Annotated in this window: 16 protein-coding genes, 1 pseudogene and 1 riboswitch; of the genes and pseudogenes, 8 read left to right on the plus strand and 9 right to left on the minus strand. The window is 71.6% G+C overall.

The window, feature by feature from the left end; all coding sequences use genetic code 11:
* Window positions 1–12: 12 nt before the first annotated feature.
* Window positions 13–693 (plus strand): hypothetical protein, encoded by a 681-nt coding sequence (locus AB0I59_RS34490; RefSeq protein ID WP_358139620.1) that lies wholly within the window; start codon window positions 13–15, stop codon window positions 691–693.
* A gap of 118 nt (window positions 694–811) precedes the next feature.
* Here the strand turns inward: AB0I59_RS34490 and AB0I59_RS34495 are convergent, their stop codons facing one another.
* Complete coding sequence (locus tag AB0I59_RS34495; RefSeq protein WP_061257025.1) at window positions 812–1,534, minus strand: hypothetical protein; 723 nt, start codon at window positions 1,532–1,534, stop codon at window positions 812–814.
* A 233-nt stretch (window positions 1,535–1,767) separates the two neighbouring features.
* On the opposite strand from AB0I59_RS34495, the gene AB0I59_RS34500 reads away from it, so the two are divergent.
* Window positions 1,768–2,061, plus strand: coding sequence for a hypothetical protein (locus tag AB0I59_RS34500; protein ID WP_061257022.1), 294 nt, complete (start codon window positions 1,768–1,770; stop codon window positions 2,059–2,061).
* 38 nt (window positions 2,062–2,099) lie between these two features.
* Here the strand turns inward: AB0I59_RS34500 and AB0I59_RS42185 are convergent, their stop codons facing one another.
* The 4 genes and pseudogenes from AB0I59_RS42185 to glgA all read right to left on the minus strand — a co-directional run bounded on the left by AB0I59_RS42185 (window position 2,100) and on the right by glgA (window position 6,136).
* Entirely contained in the window at window positions 2,100–3,314 is a 1,215-nt protein-coding gene (locus tag AB0I59_RS42185; RefSeq protein WP_435831157.1) for a mannosyltransferase YkcB-related protein, read from the minus strand.
* Window positions 3,315–3,353: 39 nt separating this feature from the next.
* Window positions 3,354–4,012, minus strand: a pseudogene (locus tag AB0I59_RS42190) (glycosyltransferase family 39 protein); the annotation flags it as partial.
* A 179-nt stretch (window positions 4,013–4,191) separates the two neighbouring features.
* Window positions 4,192–4,902 carry a peptidoglycan editing factor PgeF gene (pgeF, locus tag AB0I59_RS34510; RefSeq protein WP_358139624.1) on the minus strand — a complete coding sequence of 237 codons (711 nt, stop codon included), beginning with the start codon at window positions 4,900–4,902 and terminating at the stop codon, window positions 4,192–4,194.
* 46 nt (window positions 4,903–4,948) lie between these two features.
* A complete protein-coding gene (glgA, locus tag AB0I59_RS34515) occupies window positions 4,949–6,136 on the minus strand; it encodes a glycogen synthase (protein ID WP_358139627.1) in 1,188 nt (395 codons plus the stop codon).
* 86 nt (window positions 6,137–6,222) lie between these two features.
* Between glgA and glgC the strand changes: the two genes are divergently transcribed.
* On the plus strand, window positions 6,223–7,482 hold the full coding sequence (gene glgC / locus AB0I59_RS34520) for a glucose-1-phosphate adenylyltransferase (protein ID WP_358139630.1): 1,260 nt from the start codon (window positions 6,223–6,225) through the stop codon (window positions 7,480–7,482).
* Here the strand turns inward: glgC and AB0I59_RS34525 are convergent.
* Window positions 7,469–8,059: an Rv1733c family protein gene (locus tag AB0I59_RS34525; protein WP_061257015.1), complete on the minus strand. Its 591-nt coding sequence runs from the start codon at window positions 8,057–8,059 to the stop codon at window positions 7,469–7,471. The genes glgC and AB0I59_RS34525 overlap by 14 nt on opposite strands.
* A gap of 248 nt (window positions 8,060–8,307) precedes the next feature.
* Here AB0I59_RS34525 and AB0I59_RS34530 point away from each other — a divergent pair, with 248 nt between their 5' ends.
* The 3 genes from AB0I59_RS34530 (at window position 8,308) to AB0I59_RS34540 (ending at window position 11,895) form a co-directional block, all read left to right on the plus strand.
* Window positions 8,308–9,594 carry a DUF5685 family protein gene (locus AB0I59_RS34530; protein WP_358139633.1) on the plus strand — a complete coding sequence of 429 codons (1,287 nt, stop codon included), beginning with the start codon at window positions 8,308–8,310 and terminating at the stop codon, window positions 9,592–9,594.
* An 80-nt stretch (window positions 9,595–9,674) separates the two neighbouring features.
* Window positions 9,675–10,313: a hypothetical protein gene (locus AB0I59_RS34535; protein WP_061257013.1), complete on the plus strand. Its 639-nt coding sequence runs from the start codon at window positions 9,675–9,677 to the stop codon at window positions 10,311–10,313.
* Between the two features lie 16 nt (window positions 10,314–10,329).
* Entirely contained in the window at window positions 10,330–11,895 is a 1,566-nt protein-coding gene (locus AB0I59_RS34540) for a hypothetical protein (protein WP_358139638.1), read from the plus strand.
* A gap of 40 nt (window positions 11,896–11,935) precedes the next feature.
* Here the strand turns inward: AB0I59_RS34540 and AB0I59_RS34545 are convergent, their stop codons facing one another.
* The 3 genes from AB0I59_RS34545 to AB0I59_RS34555 all read right to left on the minus strand — a co-directional run bounded on the left by AB0I59_RS34545 (window position 11,936) and on the right by AB0I59_RS34555 (window position 16,733).
* Window positions 11,936–12,931 carry a ribonucleotide-diphosphate reductase subunit beta gene (locus AB0I59_RS34545; RefSeq protein WP_358139809.1) on the minus strand — a complete coding sequence of 332 codons (996 nt, stop codon included), beginning with the start codon at window positions 12,929–12,931 and terminating at the stop codon, window positions 11,936–11,938.
* Between the two features lie 65 nt (window positions 12,932–12,996).
* On the minus strand, window positions 12,997–15,324 hold the full coding sequence (locus AB0I59_RS34550; RefSeq protein ID WP_358139641.1) for a ribonucleoside-diphosphate reductase subunit alpha: 2,328 nt from the start codon (window positions 15,322–15,324) through the stop codon (window positions 12,997–12,999).
* A 147-nt stretch (window positions 15,325–15,471) separates the two neighbouring features.
* Window positions 15,472–15,706, minus strand: a riboswitch (cobalamin riboswitch).
* A 100-nt stretch (window positions 15,707–15,806) separates the two neighbouring features.
* Window positions 15,807–16,733: a Bug family tripartite tricarboxylate transporter substrate binding protein gene (locus AB0I59_RS34555; protein WP_061257006.1), complete on the minus strand. Its 927-nt coding sequence runs from the start codon at window positions 16,731–16,733 to the stop codon at window positions 15,807–15,809.
* Window positions 16,734–17,124: 391 nt separating this feature from the next.
* Between AB0I59_RS34555 and AB0I59_RS34560 the strand changes: the two genes are divergently transcribed.
* Both AB0I59_RS34560 and AB0I59_RS34565 read left to right on the plus strand, forming a co-directional pair.
* On the plus strand, window positions 17,125–17,445 hold the full coding sequence (locus AB0I59_RS34560; RefSeq protein ID WP_061257004.1) for an FmdB family zinc ribbon protein: 321 nt from the start codon (window positions 17,125–17,127) through the stop codon (window positions 17,443–17,445).
* Between the two features lie 52 nt (window positions 17,446–17,497).
* A complete protein-coding gene (locus AB0I59_RS34565) occupies window positions 17,498–17,845 on the plus strand; it encodes an AmiS/UreI family transporter (protein ID WP_358139645.1) in 348 nt (115 codons plus the stop codon).
* The last annotated feature ends 16 nt before the right edge of the window (window positions 17,846–17,861 follow it).

The raw sequence follows: 17,861 nt of genomic DNA on the forward strand, positions 1-17,861 counted from the left end.
TGGGAGTTTCTCGTGCACGATCAGATGCCCACGGCAATGCCGCTGCTGTCACGCGGCAAGCATCGCAACCCCAGTAAGGGCGCCTGCTTCATGGAGCTCGCGTCCTTCCTCGCCGGAGAGCGCTGGAGCGATCATCCGGCTTGCACGCATCCACTGCTGGCCGGGCTCGCACGTCTGGTCAACGACCACACGACGGACGCGGCCCGGCCTTCGCTGGCCCCGCTGATCCCCTCGGTGATCGGGCTCACCGGCGACGACCCGCGCATCGACGCCCGCATCGCGCTGCGGTGCGCGACCTCGGCGCTGCCGGTCGTGTCGCACGAGCGGCAGCTCGCGCTGGCGGTGTCCGTGCTCTCGGCCGAGCACGTGCTGGCAGGCCTCGAAGGGCGGCCGCACGGCAGCGTCGGCGCGCAGAGCTCGCTCGCTCTGGCGCAGGTTCCCGACGCGGCCCGCTGGGCCTACAGGTTCCGGCGCGGCGTGCGGGTCTCCGCCAAGGGTTTCCGCAGGTACGCGGCGCCGAACACGGTCCAGCTCTCGGTCCGGGGGATCTCGGAGGCGTGCGTCGCCGATCCGGACGCGATGCTCAGGAAGCTGCTGACGGACACGATCGGCGACTGTGCCGACCTGATCCGTCACGAGGCACCGATCGATCCGCTGCGGTGGGAGGACGCCTGCCGTCTCACCCGTCGCTGAGTCGGCCGCCGGATCACGCGCCGCCGGGACGTCCGTTCGGCGGCGCCGGGCCACCAAGGCGACCGCCGCCGAGGCGGCGGTCCGTCCGGGTGCGCCTGTCCGGTGGCGCGGTGATCGCTCAGAGTACGGAGCAGCCGATCCGGACCGGGACGCGGGGCGACCAGCGGCCGGAGACCACGTCGTACGCCTGGGCGTAGCCGTTGGCGGGCTTGCCCGCGGCGGCGCAGTCGAACACGCCGGTGTTCTTGCCGAAGCTGCCTCCGGCGAATCCGCTGTGCGCGGTGGCCGTGACGGCGCCGCTCCAGTACAGGCGACCGGTGTCGAACCGGATGTACAGCTTCACCTGTCCGACGTTGTAGTGGTCGCCGCTGAGCTTGAACCGCGGAATGTCGTCGACCGAGGTGCTGGTGGAGGTGCCGTCGCCGTTGTCGCGCGGCGGCACGGTGTACCGGCTGATCCACAGACGGGCGGAGACCTTGCGGTCGGCGGCCTTGCTGTTGTCGAGCTTCGCCTGGGCGCGGACCGCGGGGGTGACGCACACGTCGTCCCCGGTGAACGCCTCGCGCCAGACGAAACCGGTCACGCAGGTGTGCGGCCCGAACGGGCCGGAGGTCCAGCGGGACGCCTTGACCTGGTTGTCCTTGGCGGTCTGGTCGCGGACGGAGGGCTGGACGCAGACGAGGTCCGACGGCCGTGCCGTCCGCCACACGTACCCCTGGATGCAGGTGTCCGGACCGTAGTCTCCTGAGGCCATGGCGGGCGTGGCCGCGACGGTGGCGGAGAGGGCGAAAGCGAGGCCGGTCATCGCGGAGACGGCCAGGCCGAGCGTGCTGCGCTTCATCGTGATCTCCTGAGGTTCGTGGCGCCCGGACCGGCCGTTGCCTCCGAGCTTCGTGAGCTCAGTGAACGCTCCGCCGCCTGCACGCGCCTTGACCTCCGCTTGCCACCCGTCTGCAGGCGGTGTGCAAGGAGGCGCGGGGCCGGCCCCTCCGGCCCCCCTCGGCCCGGATGTACGGCCTCGCACGCGATGGACGCGGTGGCGGGCCGGGCGTACGATCACGCCCGGGAGGAGCGATGGCAGTCATCATCCACCGCCCGAGAGTCGCCTGGGAGGGCGCTCGCGTCTTCGTCCGGGCCGCCCCCTCCGACGCGTACTGGTGGCTGGGCGACATGGTCGGGCACTACCTCGGCGTGATGTACCAGCTGAAGCTGGCCGAGACCCGGCTGCGCCTCCAACTGGAGGACGTCGTGCCGGAGGAGATCGGGGCGTGGCGGTTCCGGCTGGACGAACTGCTCCGCGACCGGCCAGAGCTGACCGGACTGCTGGGCGACCTGATCGAGGAGACCTCCTACCGCCTGCCCCGCTGACCGGGCGGGCCGTTCCCCGGATCCCCGCCCGAGGCCGATCAGCGCGCGGTCAGGTCGTAGACCGTGGTGCCGCCGATCGTCGTCGCGTCGTAGGTGTCCCGCACCCACGAGACGATGCGCTCGGCGTAGTCGCTGCCGCTGCCGCCTCCGCGGGTCCCCATGCCGTCGCCGACGAAGTAGTGGATCCTGCCCTCGGCGACGTACCGCTTGAACTGGTCGAGGCTCGGCGCCGGATCGGTGCCGTTGAAGCCGCCCACCGCCATCACCGGTTCGCCGGAGGCGAGCTGGTATCCCGCCGCGTTGTTGGACCCGACCGTCGCGGCGACCCAGGTGTAGGCGGAGGCGCCCGCCCGCAGCGCGGCGGTGAGCTCCTCGCTCGGGGTGGCCGCGGCGAGCAGCCCGCCCCCGCCCCGGAAACCTCCGGGGTTGCCCCCGCCGAAGCGCCCTGGTCCGCCGAAACCCCCGGGCCCGCCGAAGCCGCCGCCGACCGAGGGCCCCGCCGTGGGGATCGCGCCGGTGTGCGGGCTGCCCGCCGTGTCCACCGCGTACGCCGCGGGACCGGCGAGCGAGGCGAGGACCGCCAAGGCGGCGGCCGGTACGGCGAGGCGGACACGCCGGGCGACCGGCCACCGCCCGGCGTGGCGGACGACGAGCAGGGCCACCGCTCCGGCGATCCCCACGACCAGGACCACGCCCCGCAGCCACGGCAGGAACTCGGCCGACCGGCCGAGCAGCGTGTACGCCCACATGGAGGTCCCCGCGACAGCCGCGGCGAGCGCCGCCGAGGCGGGGACGCCGGGCCGCCGCCACAGGACGTGGCATCCCATGCCGGTCAGCGCGCCGATCGCCGGAGCCAGCGCCACGGTGTAGTACGCGTGGAAGATCCCCTGCATGTGGCTGAAGATCACGATGGTGACCACCAGCCAGCTCCCCCACAGCAGGAACGCGGCGCGTACCGGATTCGTGCGCGGCGCGCGGCGGGTGATCCACAGCCCGGCGGCGAGGAGGAGCAGAGCGGCAGGGAGCAGCCAGGCGACCTGCCCGCCGATCTCGGTGCCGAACATCCGGCCCCATCCGGAGTCCTGGTTGAGGTTGCCCAGGCCGCCGACCTCGTCTCCGGTGATCCGGCCGAGCCCGTTGTAGCCGAGGGCGAGCTCCATGACGCTGTTGTTCTGGGATCCGCCGGCGTACGGCCGGGCGTCCTCGGGCACCAGCGCGACGGCGGCCACCCACCATCCGGCGCTGACCACCATCGCCACCCCGGCGAGCGCGAGCTGCCCGATCCGGCGCCTGAGCGGGACCGGCGCGGTCACGAGGTAGGTGAGCGCGAAGCCCGGGACGACCAGGAACGCCTGGAGCATCTTGGCCAGGAACGCCCATCCGATGAGCGACCCGGCGAGCACCAGCCACCGGGTGCTCCCCCGCTCCTGCGCCCGGAGCATCCCGTACGTGGAGAGGGTCAGCAGCAGCACCAGCAAGGCGTCGGGGTTGTTGAAGCGGAACATGAGCGCGGCGACCGGGTGAGCGCGAACACCGCACCCGCGAGCAGCCCCGCGGCCGGATGGCACCGGCGCCGGACCGCCGCGTAGAGCACCCCGGTCGTGGCCACGCCCATCAGGGCCTGGGGCACGAGAACGCTCCACGAGCTGAGGCCGAAGATCCGGACCGACAGTGTCATCGGCCAGAGGGAGGCGGGCGTCTTGTCGACGGTGATGAAGTTCGCGGCGTCGGACGAGCCGAAGAAGAACGCCTTCCAGCTCTGGCTTCCCGCCTGTACGGCGGCCGAGTAGAAGGCGTTCGCCCAGCCGGAGGCGCCGAGCCCCCAGAGGTACAGCAGCGCGGTGGCCGCGAGCAGCGCCAGCAGGGCGGGCCGCGCCCACGGCGGGTCGCCGCGGTCGCCCCCGGCCGGGCGGGCGGTGTGGTCCCCGGCGATGGCCGGCAGAGCTGTCATGATCGTCCCTCGCTCGCGGAAGAGTTCCGGGCCCGACGCTAAAAGCCGTCTCTCCGCACTCCGTGAAGGACGGATGAGAAGTTCCTGAGCGGCCCGAGGCTCCCGAGCGGCCCGGACGGTGCGGACGGTGCGGCGGTGCGGACGGTGCGGGGGACGGCCGCCCGCCGGACCCGGGAGAACTAGCCGTTCAGCCAGACGTATCCGGCGAACCGGCCGGTGTGGCGGTCTCGCCGATAGGAGTAGAGATCCGGCGTCTCGATCGTGCAGCGGCCATCGTGCCTGATGTCGGCCACTCCCGCCCGGGCGAGCTGCGCGGCGATGCCCGCGCGGATGTCGAGGGCGGGTGTCCCCTGGCGGGTCGTGGACCACGTCTCCGGGACACGCGCGGCGACCCGTTCCCGCAGCTCGGCGGGCACCTCGTAGCAGAGGCCGCAGGCGGCGGGCCCGATCGCCGCGACCATCCTGGCCGGGTCGGCGCCGCGCGCCGCCATGGCGTCGACGAGGGCGCGGACCACGCCCGCCTCGGTCCCCGGGCGGCCGGAGTGCGCGCCTCCGACGATGCCCGCCACGGGGTCGGCGACCAGGACGGGGGCGCAGTCGGCGACCAGGACCGCGATCCCGAGGCCCGGCAGGTCGGTGAGCACCGCGTCCAGGGCGGGCGGGTCGTCACCGAACGGGGCCGTGACGTAGGCGACGTCCGCGCCGTGGACCTGGCGCATGAAAACGACCCGGTCCAGGCCGAACTTCGCCGCGGTCGCGGCCCGGTTGGCGGCGACGGCCGCGGGGTCGTCACCCACCGCGCCGCCGAGGTTGCGGGTGCCGTACGGCTCGGCGCTGACGCCGCCGTGCCGGTCGGTGAAGGCCATGCGGACCCGGTCGATCGCAATCATCGGATCAGCGTAGTCCCCGGTGACGGACCGCCGCGCGGCCGCCGGCTCACGCCCCGGTGCCCGCCAGATCGGCGTACAGCCGGTGGGTCCGCTCGGCGATGCGCCGCCAGGAGAAGTGCTCCACGGCCCTGCGCCGACCGGCCGCGCCCATCGCGGCGGCGACGTCCCGGTCGGCGAGCAGCGCGCCGACCCGCTCGGCGATGGCGGAGGCGAACACCTCCGGCTCGTACGGCTCGCCGTCCGCGCCCTGGTCGATCGGGACGAGCAGGCCGGTGACGCCGTCGGCCACGACCTCGGGGATCCCGCCCGTCGCGGTCGCCACGACGGCGGTCTCGCAGGCCATCGCCTCCAGGTTGACGATGCCCATCGGCTCGTAGACCGAGGGGCACACGAAGACGGTGGCGTGCGTGAGGATCTGGATCACCTCGGGCCTGGGCAACATCTCGGAGATCCAGATGACGCCCTTCCTGGCCCGGCCGAGCTCGGCGACCAGGCCCGCGACTTCGGCGGCGATCTCGGGGGTGTCCGGCGCTCCGGCGCACAGCACGATCTGGGCGGCCGGGTCGAGGGACCGAGCCGCGTGCAGGAGGTGGACCAGGCCCTTCTGCCGGGTGATCCGCCCGACGAAGACGACGTACGGCCTGCTGGGGTCGATGCCGTGCCTGACCAGCGCCTCGGTTCCGTGGGAGGGCGCGTATTCGACGGTGTCGATGCCGTTGTGAATGACGTGTACCCGATCAGGCGATATTTCGGGATACACGGTGAGCACGTCCCTGCGCATGCCCTCGGACACGGCGATGACCGCGTCGGCCGAGGCCAGTGCGGTCCGCTCGGCCCAGGACGACAGCGCGTACCCGCCGCCGAGCTGCTCGGCCTTCCACGGCCGGAGCGGCTCCAGGCTGTGCGTGGTCACGACGTGCGGCGTGCCGTACAGCGTCTTGGCGACCTGCCCGGCAAAGTTGGCGTACCAGGTGTGGCTGTGCACCACGTCCGCGCCCTCGCAGCCGGCGGCCATCTCCAAATCGACCCCGAGCACCTGGAGCGCCGCGTTGGCGGCCTCCAGCCCACCCGGCACCCGGTAGGCGTGCACGCCGGCCTCGTCGCGCCGAGCCCCGAAGCACCGGACCCGGACGTCGGCGAGCCTGCGCAGCTCGCCGGCGAGGTACTCGACATGGACTCCGGCACCGCCGTACACCTCGGGCGGATACTCGCGGCTGAGCAGATCGACACGCATGGCAGGAGCTTAGAACCATCTCGCCCTGTATCCGCTGCATCGGATTCGGCGTTGGTTTCGAGTTTCTAGTCAGGAATCGTGGTGTTTTGCACTGGCTTTGGCGGGTTAGGGTCCTGGCTATGAAGGTCCTCGCGATCGTGCTCGCCGGCGGTGAAGGAAAGCGACTGATGCCGCTGACCGCGGACCGCGCCAAGCCCGCCGTCCCGTTCGGGGGGATATACCGGCTGGTCGACTTCGTGTTGTCGAACCTGGCCAACAGCCACTACCTGCAGATCGTGGTGCTCACGCAGTACAAGAACCACAGCCTCGACCGGCACATCTCGCGGACCTGGCGGCTGTCGGCGATGCTCGGCAACTACGTGACGCCCGTGCCCGCCCAGCAGCGGCTCGGGCCGCGCTGGTTCGCCGGGTCGGCGGACGCGCTGTTCCAGAACCTCAACCTGATCTACGACGAGCTGCCGGACCACTGCATCGTCTTCGGCGCGGACCACATCTACCGCATGGACCCCCGGCAGATGGTCGAGCAGCACATCGACTCGGGCGCCGACGTGACGGTCGCGGCGATCCGCCAGCCGCTGGAGCTGGCCGACCAGTTCGGCGTCATCGAGACGGATCCCACCGGCCGGCGCATGGCCGCGTTCCGCGAGAAGCCGAAGGACGCCGTGGGCCTGCCCGACGCGCCGGACCAGATCTACGCCTCCATGGGCAACTACGTCTTCAAGACCCAGGCGCTGATCGAGGCGCTGCGCGAGGACGCGCTCGACCCGTCCAGCCGGCACGACCTCGGCGGCGACATCATCCCGATGTTCGTCAAGTCGGGCGGCGCCGAGGTGTACGACTTCGCCGACAACGTCGTCCCCGGCTCCACCGAGCGGGACCGGGGCTACTGGCGGGACGTGGGGACGCTGGACGCCTACTACGAGGCGCACATGGACCTCATCTCGGTGCATCCGGTGTTCAACCTGTACAACAGCCGGTGGCCGATCTACACCGGGCACGACCCGCTGCCTCCGGCGAAGTTCGTGCACAACCAGGGCGAGCGGGTCGGCCGCGCCCTCGACTCGCTGGTGTCACCGGGCGTCATCGTCTCCGGCGGCACGGCGGTCCGCTCGATCCTCTCCCCCGGCGTCGTGCTCCACTCGCACTCGCTGGTCGAGGACTCGGTGCTGATGGGCTCGGTCAAGATCGGCCGGGGCGCGATCGTACGGCGGGCGATCATCGACAAGAACGTGGTCGTCCCCGACGGCGCCAGGATCGGCTTCGACCTCGACTACGACCGGCAGCGGTTCGCGGTGACCCGCGGCGGGATCGTGGTGATCGGGAAGAACGAGATCATCGACCGTTGATCCGCCACATGGGCTCCACGACGCTCCACTGCGCCTCCCACACGCGCGTGGCACGCCGCTGGTTGACCGTACGGGTGACCAGGACGAGCAGGGCCAGCAGGGCGGTGGCACCGATGGGCAGGCCGAATCCCACGGTCATGGCGGACACGACGGTCGTCTCCCTGTCCTGAGGCCGGCGGGCGGGCGCGCCGCGGTCGTCGGTCCAGATCTGGACGACGTCGCCGGTGTGCTTCCCCGGCGGCGCCTCGACGACACCCGTCCAGTGGACACCGTTGCCGGCCGTCCACTCGGCCCGGGCGCGGCCGACCGCGATTCCGGACGGGGACAACCCGCGCGCCGGAACGTCCTGGAGCAGCGTCGCGCGGGTCAGGTGCCGCGAGTGCGCCTGGGCGGCCTCCGTACGCAGGCCGTCACCGTACGCCCGGACACCCAACAGGATTCCGAACACGACGGCGACCGCCACGCCCACGACGGCGATCAACCTCATGATCGCCTCGATCCGGTCACACCGGCGGCGCAGCGGATTCCGGTCGAGTCCCAGCCATCGAGCGAGCCGGGCGAATGGTTTCTGCGACATCTCACACCTCACAGGGTCATTACCGCTGCGAGTCCCGTTTATGCCTATTTTGCTCTTCAAAATAATGAGGGGGAATGCCTTTTCCGGAAAGGCTTGACACCATTGGGCAATTCACCGCATCCCGCGTCGCCCGGGAGCCGCCGTGGACCAGCGTCTCCGACATACCTCATCTGATGCCATAATCACCGCGAAACACGGTGAGCCGGGCATCGCGCACGGCGGAGACCGTCAGGAGAGAAGGGGCTTTCGTGTTCGGGATCCTTCGGCCGTGTGCCCGCCACTCGTGCCCGCGACTGCACCGGGCGTGGCGGGCTCATCTGTGCGGGTTGTGCCTGACCCTGCGGGACCGGCACGGGCAGCTCGCCAGGGCCGCGACGAACTACGACGGGCTGGTGCTCTCCGTCCTGACCGAGGCGCAGCGCCCCGAGTCCACGACCCGCCGGGTGGCGGGGCCGTGCCCGCTGCGGGGCTTCCGGCGGGCCGAGGTGGTCTCCTCCCAGTCAGAGGGCGCCCGGCTCGCCGCCGCCACCTCGCTCGCGCTCGCGTCCGGCAAGATCCGGGACCACGCGGCCGACGGAGACGGCGCGGCGGGCCGCCGCGTCTCCGGAGCCCCGCTCCGCCTGGTTGCCGGCTCGTGGACGGCCGCGGCGGGCCGCGGGGCCGGCTCGATCGGATTCGACACGTCGGTGCTCGACTCGGTTCCCGAACGCCAGGCCGAGCTGGAGGGAACCCCCGGCCTGTCCCTGCTCGACCTCACCGAGCCGACGGAGACCGCCGTCGCGGCGGCGTTCGCGCACACCGCCGTACTGGCGCGGGCACCGCACAACGCCGGGGCCCTCCGGGAGGCGGGCCGGTTCTTCGGGCGGATCGCGCACCTGCTGGACGCGGTCGAGGACCTGGAGGAAGACCTGGCCCGCGGGGCGTACAACCCGCTGGTCGCGACCGGAACACCGCTCTCCGAGGCCCGGCGGCTCTGCGACGACGCGCTGCACGGGCTGCGCCTGGCCGTGGCGGATCTCGACCTGGAGGAGCGGCACCTCGCCGAGGCGCTCCTGCTTGACGAGGTACGGCGCGCCATCGCCCGCACCTTCGGCCACCGGACGGCCCCGGCCTCGGTGTCGGCGCCGAACCCCCTGCTCGCCGTGCTGGCAGGCATCCTCACGTTCTTCACCTGCGGCCTCTATCGTCCGCCGTGGAGCCGCCTGCGCAACGAGTCGTGGGACAACCGTTGCTACGCGGACAACTGCGACGGTTGCTGCGACTGCGCGAACTGCTGCCGGTGTTGCGGCTCCGGGCACAGCTCCGGGCACAGCTCCGGCGGGGGAGCCGACAGTGGGTCCGGTGGCGGGTCCCCCGGCGACTTCGGCGGCGGGGAGATGACCGCGGACGGCGGCGACTTCGGTGGCGGGTCCGGCGGCGACTTCGGCGGCGGCGATATGAGCGCGGACGTGGGTGCCGACGTCGGCGCGGACGGCGGGTGCTGCGACAGCTGCTGTTGTGACTGCGACTGCGACTGCGGGTGCGGCTGCGACTGAGGGCTTGACCGGATAGGCGTGCCGTTGGAACGGTGGTGTTCCCGACAACGTGATCCCGTCAGGGCCCAGGAGGCAGTCCCGTGCGCCGATATGCCATCGCCTCCGCCCTCTGCGTCGCCCTCTGCGTCACCGGCGCCACGGGCTGCGGCGGCGCGGAGAGCGACGAGTCCGCGAGCGCGGTTCCGGACGGTTTCCGGCGGATCGGCGGCACCCCCAACGGCATGCTCGTCGCCGTACCCGAAAGCTGGGCCTCGATGGACCTGGCGGCGGGCGACGCGGAACGGATGATCGAGGACAGCGGGCTGTCCGGGCCGGCGCTGGAGCAGGCGCGCGGCAGCCTCAAGGGGCTGGCGGCGAACAAGGCGGTCTACGCGACCGACCCGGCGTCGGCGGAGAAGTCGCCGAACCGCTTCGCCACCAACCTCAACGGCTTCTGCCAACCGAGCGTGGGCGCCACCGCGCAGGCGCTGATCGACGTCGCGAAGTCCCAGCTCACCGAGCTCCACGCGGAGGTCTCGGAGGCGGCCGAGGTGCCGCTGGGCGGCGCCCAGGCTGTCCGGATCAGGTACGTGTTGCCGTTGCGGGGCGTGAAGGTGCGTGGCACGCAGTACTACGTGCCCTCCGGCAGGGGCACGACGTGCATCGTCACCCTCACCACCGACCTCGACGGCAAGGACGCCCTGTTCGAACAGATCGCCGGGACGATCCGGGCGATCTAGAGGTACAGTCCGTCGAGTGGGAAGATCACGGCCTTTCTGGCGGCTCAATCCGGCGGAGCGGAAGCTGTGGGACGCCTATCCCTCGGGGGCCTGGGTCGACCTGCGCGAGAGCGAGAGGGACGATCCCACGCACGGCGCCTCGTGGGGGCGCGAGCGCGTCGTCCGCGCCCAGGTGATCGCCGCGTTGCTGCTCGGGATGCGCGAGGGCCGGCCGGGCGAGGTACCGGGCATCCGGCTCGCCGGGGCCAGGATCGTGGGCGACCTCAACCTGTCCGACGCCGTCTTCACCTCGAAGCTCCACCTGCTGAACTGCTACATCCCGGGCGCGGTCTCGCTCAACGACGCGCGCACCAGGGGCGTCCGTTTCCGCGGGTGCGACATCCACAGGTTCAAGGCCGGTCGGGCGGTGATCGACGGCCTGTTCGATCTCGACGGGTCCACGATCAGAGCCGGGGTGCGCCTGGACAACACCCACGTCACCGGGCAGTTCCGGCTGTCCCGCGCGACGATCGGCACCCCCGAGGGCGCCTCGCGCGGCTCGGAGAGCTACCTCACCGACGCGCGGGCGCCGTACACCCCGGAGGAGATGGAGGCGCGGGGGTTCACGCGGAGCCACACGGCACTGTGGGCGGGGGGTCTCACCGTGGACGGCGGGGCGTTCCTGCGCGGTATGCGCAGCACGGGGACGCTGCGCCTGATCGGCGCCCGTTTCAACAGCGGGATCTACCTGCAGCGGTCCGTCATCGCGACCGGCGGAGCGTACGCCGTGCACGCCGACCATCTCCAGGCCACCACGGGCGAGTTCAGCGACGGCTTCACCGCCGAGGGCACCGTACGGCTGCGCGGCGCGCGGTTCTCCGGGGTGCTCTCCTTCGACCGGGCGAAGCTGAAGGCGCCGGAGCGTGTGCTCCACCTGAGCCACATGCAGGTCGACGAGCTCATCCTCACACCTGCCTCGATCGAGGGCGAGATCAACCTCGGCTACTCGCGGATCGGCGTGCTGCTCGACCGGCCCGACTGCTATCCGGGGAACGTCCACCTCAACGAGACGACGTACGAGTCGCTGCGCGGGCCGGCCCGGCTCTCCGACCGGCTGGCCTGGCTGCGGCGCGACCCCGACGGGTACCGGCCGCAGCCGTATGAGCAGCTCGCCGCCTACTGCCGGCGGATCGGGCACGAATCCGAGGCGCGGAGGGTGCTGCTGGCCAAGCAGCGCAGCAGGCGGCGGACGCTCAGGCTTCCGGGAACGATCTGGGGCTGGCTGCTCGACGTCATGGTCGGGTACGGCTACCGCCCCTGGCTGGCGGGGGTGTGGGCGGGCCTGCTGCTCGCCCTGGGCACGGCGGTGTTCTCCGCGCACCACCCGTCGCAGATCGGCCTGGACGAGCGGCGCAGCTTCAACCCCCTTCTCTACACGCTCGACCTGCTGGTGCCGGTGAGCCTGTTCGACCAGCGGGGCGCGTGGGAGCCGGTCGGCTGGACGCAGTGGCTCGCCGGCGGCCTGATCGCCGCCGGCTGGATCCTGGCCACCGCCCTGATCGCCGGCGGCACCCGCGTGCTCAGGCCGTCCGGGCCGTCGTGATCGCCCGCGCCCGGACGGCCGTTCCTCGCCGTCCGGTGGGTCAGAACGCCTCGTCCAGGCTGACGTCGCCCTCCACCGCCACCTGGTAGGCCGAGACCCTCCGCTCGAAGAAGTTGGCCAGCTCCTGCACGTCCTGGAGCTCCATGAAGGCGAACGGATTGGCGGTGCCGTACCGGAGGGGCAGGTCGAGCCGGGCCAACCGCCGGTCGGCCACGTACTCCAGGTACTGGCGCATGCTCTCGGCGCTCATCCCGCGCAGGCCGTCGCCGCACAGGTCGTGGGCGAAGGCGAGCTCGGCCGCGACCGCCTCCTCGATCATGCGGGTGACCTGGGCGCCGAGCTCGTCGTCGAAGAGGTCGGGCTCCTCGGCCCTGACCGTGTCCACGACGCTGAAGGCGAACTCCATGTGCATGGACTCGTCGCGGAACACCCAGTTCGTCCCGGTAGCCAGCCCGCCGAGCAGACCGCGGGAACGCAGCCAGTAGACGTAGGCGAACGCGCCGTAGAAGAACAGTCCCTCGATGCAGGCGGCGAAGCAGATCAGGTTGAGCAGGAATCTGCGCCTGTCGTCCCTGGTCTCCAGCCGGGTCAGACCGTTGATGGAGTCGATCCACCGGAAGCAGAACTCGGCCTTGTCGCGGATCGAGGGGATGTGCTCGACGGCGGCGAACGCCTTGGCCCGCTCGTCAGGGTCGGGCAGGTAGGTGTCGAGGAGCGTGAGGTAGAACTGCACGTGCACGGCCTCCTCGAACAGCTGCCTGCTGAGGTAGAGCCGCGCCTCCGGCGCGTTGATGTGCTGGTACAGGTTGAGCACGAGGTTGTTGGCCACGATGGAGTCCCCCGTGGCGAAGAACGCGACGAGCCGGTTGATCAGGTGTCGCTCCCCCGCGTCCAGCTTGACCAGGTCGGCGAGGTCGGAATGGAGGTCCACCTCCTCCACCGTCCACGTGTTCCTGATCGCCGCGCGGTACCTCTCGTAGAAGTCGGGGTAGCGCATCGGCCTGAGGGTCAGGTCCATCCCGGGGTCGAGCAACATCGTGATCACGCTTTCTGGCGTCGGTACGGCTGGGGGCGGCTGCGGTGCGGGCGCGTACGGGGCGGCTACTGGCACGCGTCGCAGATCTCGGGGTTCTCCAGGGAGCACGCCACGGCCTCCGGATCCGGTACGGCCGGCGCCCCGGTGCCGCGCGCGGCGGGCACGGTGGGCACGGTGGGCACGGTGGTCTGGCTGATCCTGGTCGCCGGGCGGGACCGCAGGTAGTAGGTGGTCTTCAGGCCGGCCCGCCAGGCGTACGCGTACATCGACGAGAGCTTGCCGATCGTCGGCGTCGCCATGAAGAGGTTGAGCGACTGCGCCTGGTCGATGTACGGCTGGCGCGCGGCGGCGAGGTCGATGAGCGCCTTCTGGGGCAGCTCCCAGGCCGTCCGGTAGAGCGTGCGCAGCTCGCCGGGGATGCCGGGGACGTCCTGGATCGAGCCGTCGGCCCGCTTGATGGCGTCCCGCATCTCCTGCGTCCACAGCCCGAGGGCCTGGAGGTCGGCGACGAGATAGCGGTTGACCTGGAGGAACTCACCCGACAGGGTCTCCCGCTTGAACACGTTGGAGACCTGGGGCTCGATGCACTCGTAGCATCCGGCGATCGACGCGATGGTGGCCGTCGGCGCGATCGCGATCATCAGCGAGTTCCGCAGCCCGGTCTCGGCGATCCTCGCGCGCAGGGCCGCCCACTCCCCGCTCCGGCCGGCGCTCCCGGAGTCGCCGACCGCGCCGCCCTGATAGTGGTCGGGGTGCAGCACGCCGCGGGCGGCGCGGGTGTCGTCGTAGGCCGGGTGCCGTCCGCGCTCCACCGCGAGGTCTGCGGAGGTTCCGTACGCCGCGAGGGCGATCTCCTCGGCGATCCGGGTCGACAGGGCGAGCGCCTCCGGCGAGTCGAAGGGCAGCCGCAGGGCGAAGAACACGTCCGCGAGGCCCATCACGCCGAGCCCGATGGGCCGCCATCTCCGGTTGGCCGCCTCGGCCTCGGGCGTCGGGTAGAACCCGAGGTCGATGGTCCGGTCCAGGAACCGTACGGCGGTGCGGACGGTGGCGCGGAGCCGGGCCCAGTCGACGCCGCCGGCCGGGTCGGCGGGGCGGGTGGCTCCGGGGCGGGTGGCTCCGGTGCGGGTGGCGAGATGCGCGGCGAGGTTGATCGAGCCGAGGTTGCAGACGGCGGTCTCGGTGTCGCCGGTCACCTCAAGGATCTCCGTGCAGAGGTTGGAGAGGTGGATGACGTTCTGCGGGAGGGCCGTCTGGTTCGAGGTCCGGTTGGCGGCGTCCTTGAAGGTCATCCAGCCGTTGCCGGTCTGGGCGAGGGTGCGCATCATGCGGCCGTAGAGCGTGCGGGCCGGGATCCGCCGGACCTGGCGGCCTTCGTTCTCGGCGGCCCGGTACGCGGCGTCGAACGCCTCTCCCCACAGGTCGGTCAGCTCCGGGACCTCCTTCGGGTCGAACAGCGACCACATGGCGTCCGCCTCGACCCGGCGCATGAACTCGTCCGGCACCCAGTTGGCCAGGTTGAGGTTGTGCGTGCGGCGGGCGTCCTCGCCGGTGTTGTCGCGCAGTTCCAGGAACTCCTCGATGTCCGCGTGCCAGGTCTCCAGGTAGACGCACGCCGCGCCCTTACGCCGCCCGCCCTGGTTGACCGCCGCGACGGAGGAGTCGAGGGTGCGCAGCCACGGCACGATCCCGTTGGAGTGCCCGTTGGTGCCCCTGATCAGCGAACCCCGGGCGCGGACCCTGGTCCAGGAGACGCCGATGCCGCCCGCGTATTTGGACAGCCTGGCGACCTGGCCGTAGCGCTCGTAGATGCTCTCCAGCTCGTCACGCGGCGAGTCGAGCAGGAAGCAGGAGGAGAGCTGCGGCCGGCGCGCCCCCGAGTTGAACAACGTCGGAGAGCTCGGCAGGTAGGACAGCGTCGACATGAGCCGGTAGAGCTCGGCCGCCTCGGCGACCCCCGAGAGGCCCGACCGGTACGCCAGCCCGCACGCGACACGCAGGAAGAAGTGCTGCGGGCGCTCAAGGACTTTGCGGGTGACCGGGTGGCGCAGCAGGTAGCGGTCGTAGACCGTGCGCAGCCCGAAGTACTCGAACCGCTCGTCCGCCGTGTGATCGACGATCGCGTCCAGTTCGGCGGCGTGCCGCGCGACGAACGCGGCCAGTTCGTCGTGGACCAGGCCCTCCGCGTGGGTCGCGGCCACCGACTGGGAGAAGCCCGAGGAGGCGGAGGAGGCGGGTACGCCGTGCTCCGCCGCCTCGTCGGCGATCAGCGCGGCCAGCAGCCGGGCGGCGGCCTTCGAGTTCTCCGGATCGGTGACGACCCGCGCCGCCGCCTCCTCGATCGCCGCCCACCGGGCCTCGGCCCCCGATTCCGCGATCGTGGCCAGTGTCACGTGATCTCCCCTCCCGAGTCGGAACCCCGTCAGGGCCTCGGGAGGCGGGCGTACGCGTCGGAGCGGGCATGCTCGCGCCGTTGCCGGCGCGTCGCTCGTCGGCGGGCCCTCCCTCGAGGCCCGGACACAACGCGCGCGGACGTCCGGTCCGCGCGCGCGTCGCCGGCAGGTCTTCGGACTCGCGGGCGTGGCGTCGCTCGGGCCGGGTACGGCTCTCGCGCGCCGGACCTACTGGCCGTCGCTTCCCGGGCCGGTGGACGGCCCAGTGCTCGATCTGACGGCGGTCGTTCCCGCTCACCGCTGCGGGGCAGTCCCGGACTCGCACCGGGTTCCCTCTTGCCTCACCCCGGGCGTGGGGTGAACCAGCAACGTGGAGGATCCTACATGTAGTGCCGCCGGACGCAACCACCACAACAAATTGTGCCGATCCGTGGGTATCGGTGCCCGAGCGACGCCTCTCGGCGCGTTCGCGCGAGGGCGGTTCAGAGCAGTCCGAGGTCTCCGAGCACCGCTTTGGTACGGCGCGCCTCGGTGCCCAGCCACTGGCGGAAGTCGTCGCCGTCCAGGTACATCGGCACCCAGCCGTTGGCGCGGCAGGCGTCCGTCCAGCCGGGCAGGTCCGCGATGGAGCGGCACAGGTCGAGCAGCCGCTCCCGCTCCTGGTCGCCCAGCCGGCCGGGGCCGAGGAGCCCGGTCCAGTGCGCGTACTGCATGCGCACGCCGGACTCCATCAGGGTCGGCGCGTCCACGCCGTCCAGCCGCTCCCGTGACGAGACGGCCAGCGGCCGCACCCGTCCGGCTCGGATGTGGGCCGCGAGCTCCCGCCGGCCGCCGAGCCCGGCGACGGCCCTGCCGTCGAGCGTCGCGGCGAGCACGTGGGAGAGGTCGGGGAACGCCGCGTAGTTGAGCGAGCGGGCGTCGATCCCGAGCCCCTGCGCGGTCAGACCGTAGAGCACATGGTCGGGGCCGCCGGTGTCCCGCCCGGCGAGCCGCAGCCGGGCCGGGTCGCGGGCCAGGGCCGCGGCCAGGTCGTCGAAGGTGCGGAACCCGGAATGCGGCCCGGTGACCATCACCACCCACTCGCCGGCGAACCGGGCGAGCGGGGAGGTCCCTTCGATGAGGCCGCCGGATCCGTTCGTCGCCGCGACGGCGACGAGGGTGGAACCGGTGACCATCAGGTCGTCGGAGTCCGCCCTGGCGGCGAACCCCAGGGCGCGTGCCCCGGTGTCCGCCGATCGGGTGCGGATCTCGACCTTCCCGGCCAGTCTCTGGTGCTCGATGAGGGTCTTCAGCTCCCTGGCGAACGGGCCACCCTGGGCCCCCACCTGGGCGGGGACGACCAGGGAGATCGGGGGGCCGCCCCGGGGCCGGTCCGTTCCGCATCCGGCCGACAGAGGGAGCAGGCCCACCCCCAGTGCAAGAAACGCGCGGCGCCGCAAATCGGTACCCCTCCCCCGAGAGCCCCTTGTACCGTCAGAGTACGACCCATCACGGTTAGTGATGAAATGTCGGATCTTGCGGGTCTCTCGCAGGCGGACGGGACCCGCCGCCTTCACCACCCCTTCAACACGAGAAGCGGAAAATCTCGCAAATAAAAGCGCCCGCGGACGGAAATGAACGGCATTCTCCGGGCCATATACACCTCCCGGTGATTCAACGATTATTGACCTCGGATATTACGTCTGACAGCGCAATGGACGATCAGCGGACTTATCTTGACAGATAACACTTTGTATGGGTTGTCTGGTCCTATATGGCCACGCTCGGGTGCGGGGCTGTCCGGCGGTTTCTGAGGTGCCCATGGCGATTTATGAATATCTCTGTCCGGACTGCGGGCCGTTCGACGTGTTCCTTCCGATGGGGACCGCGCCGGAGACCCGTGACTGCTCCGCCTGTGAGGAGCCCGCGCGCCGCCGCTTCTCCGGGCCCCACCTGCGCAGGGTGCATCCGGCGCTGGCCGCGAGCCTGGCCCGGGAGGAGCGCAGCCGGGAGGCGCCCGAGGTCGTCCCGGCGCCGGGCGGTACGTCCGGGAGCGCGCCGGGCGGCGTGCCCGGAAGGCGGGCCTCGGGGCGGCCCGCGCGACCGCCGCACCCGGCACTGGCCCGCCTGCCCCGACCCTGACCCCGGCCACAGTGCCGTTCATGAACGACCTGACGCCGCCAGGGGTCGGACGGTGGAGCGAGGACCATTCTCTCCGCGCCGGGGCGGTTACCTTTTCGTCTTCACCTATCTGTATGTGGGCCTCACCATTCTCGGAGGGTTCGGCACCACGGGAGCCGGGTATTTCTCACTGTTCGTGGCCATCACGGCGCTGGGCTATTCGTACGCGGGCTTCCAGATACTCGGGGACCCGCCGTTCGGCGTCATCTGGCTCTCCTGGCCGTTCCCGTGGTTCTTCTTCCTGTCGCTCGGCCTGAAACGCGAGCACCTCACCAGGTACACGGGATGGGTGGGGGCGATCGAGGGGTGGGTCCCGGGCGTTCGGCGTGGTCGTGTTCGCCGCGTCGTGGCCGCTCACTGATCCGGAGCCGATCCGG

The sequence above is a fragment of the Microtetraspora glauca genome (assembly GCF_040656155.1).
GTDB classification, from domain to species: domain Bacteria; phylum Actinomycetota; class Actinomycetes; order Streptosporangiales; family Streptosporangiaceae; genus Microtetraspora; species Microtetraspora glauca.

What these genes read in the sequence shown, in the direction of transcription:
- AB0I59_RS34500 (WP_061257022.1), top strand. Translation starts at nt 1,768, where the DNA reads ATGGCAGTCATCATCCACCGCCCGAGAGTCGCCTGGGAGGGCGCTCGC.
- glgA (WP_358139627.1), bottom strand. Translation starts at nt 6,136, where the DNA reads ATGCGTGTCGATCTGCTCAGCCGCGAGTATCCGCCCGAGGTGTACGGC.
- AB0I59_RS42185 (WP_435831157.1), bottom strand. Translation starts at nt 3,314, where the DNA reads ATGGTGGTCAGCGCCGGATGGTGGGTGGCCGCCGTCGCGCTGGTGCCC.
- AB0I59_RS34495 (WP_061257025.1), bottom strand. Translation starts at nt 1,534, where the DNA reads ATGAAGCGCAGCACGCTCGGCCTGGCCGTCTCCGCGATGACCGGCCTC.
- AB0I59_RS34545 (WP_358139809.1), bottom strand. Translation starts at nt 12,931, where the DNA reads ATGTTGCTCGACCCCGGGATGGACCTGACCCTCAGGCCGATGCGCTAC.
- pgeF (WP_358139624.1), bottom strand. Translation starts at nt 4,902, where the DNA reads ATGATTGCGATCGACCGGGTCCGCATGGCCTTCACCGACCGGCACGGC.
- AB0I59_RS34525 (WP_061257015.1), bottom strand. Translation starts at nt 8,059, where the DNA reads ATGTCGCAGAAACCATTCGCCCGGCTCGCTCGATGGCTGGGACTCGAC.
- AB0I59_RS34560 (WP_061257004.1), top strand. Translation starts at nt 17,125, where the DNA reads ATGGCGATTTATGAATATCTCTGTCCGGACTGCGGGCCGTTCGACGTG.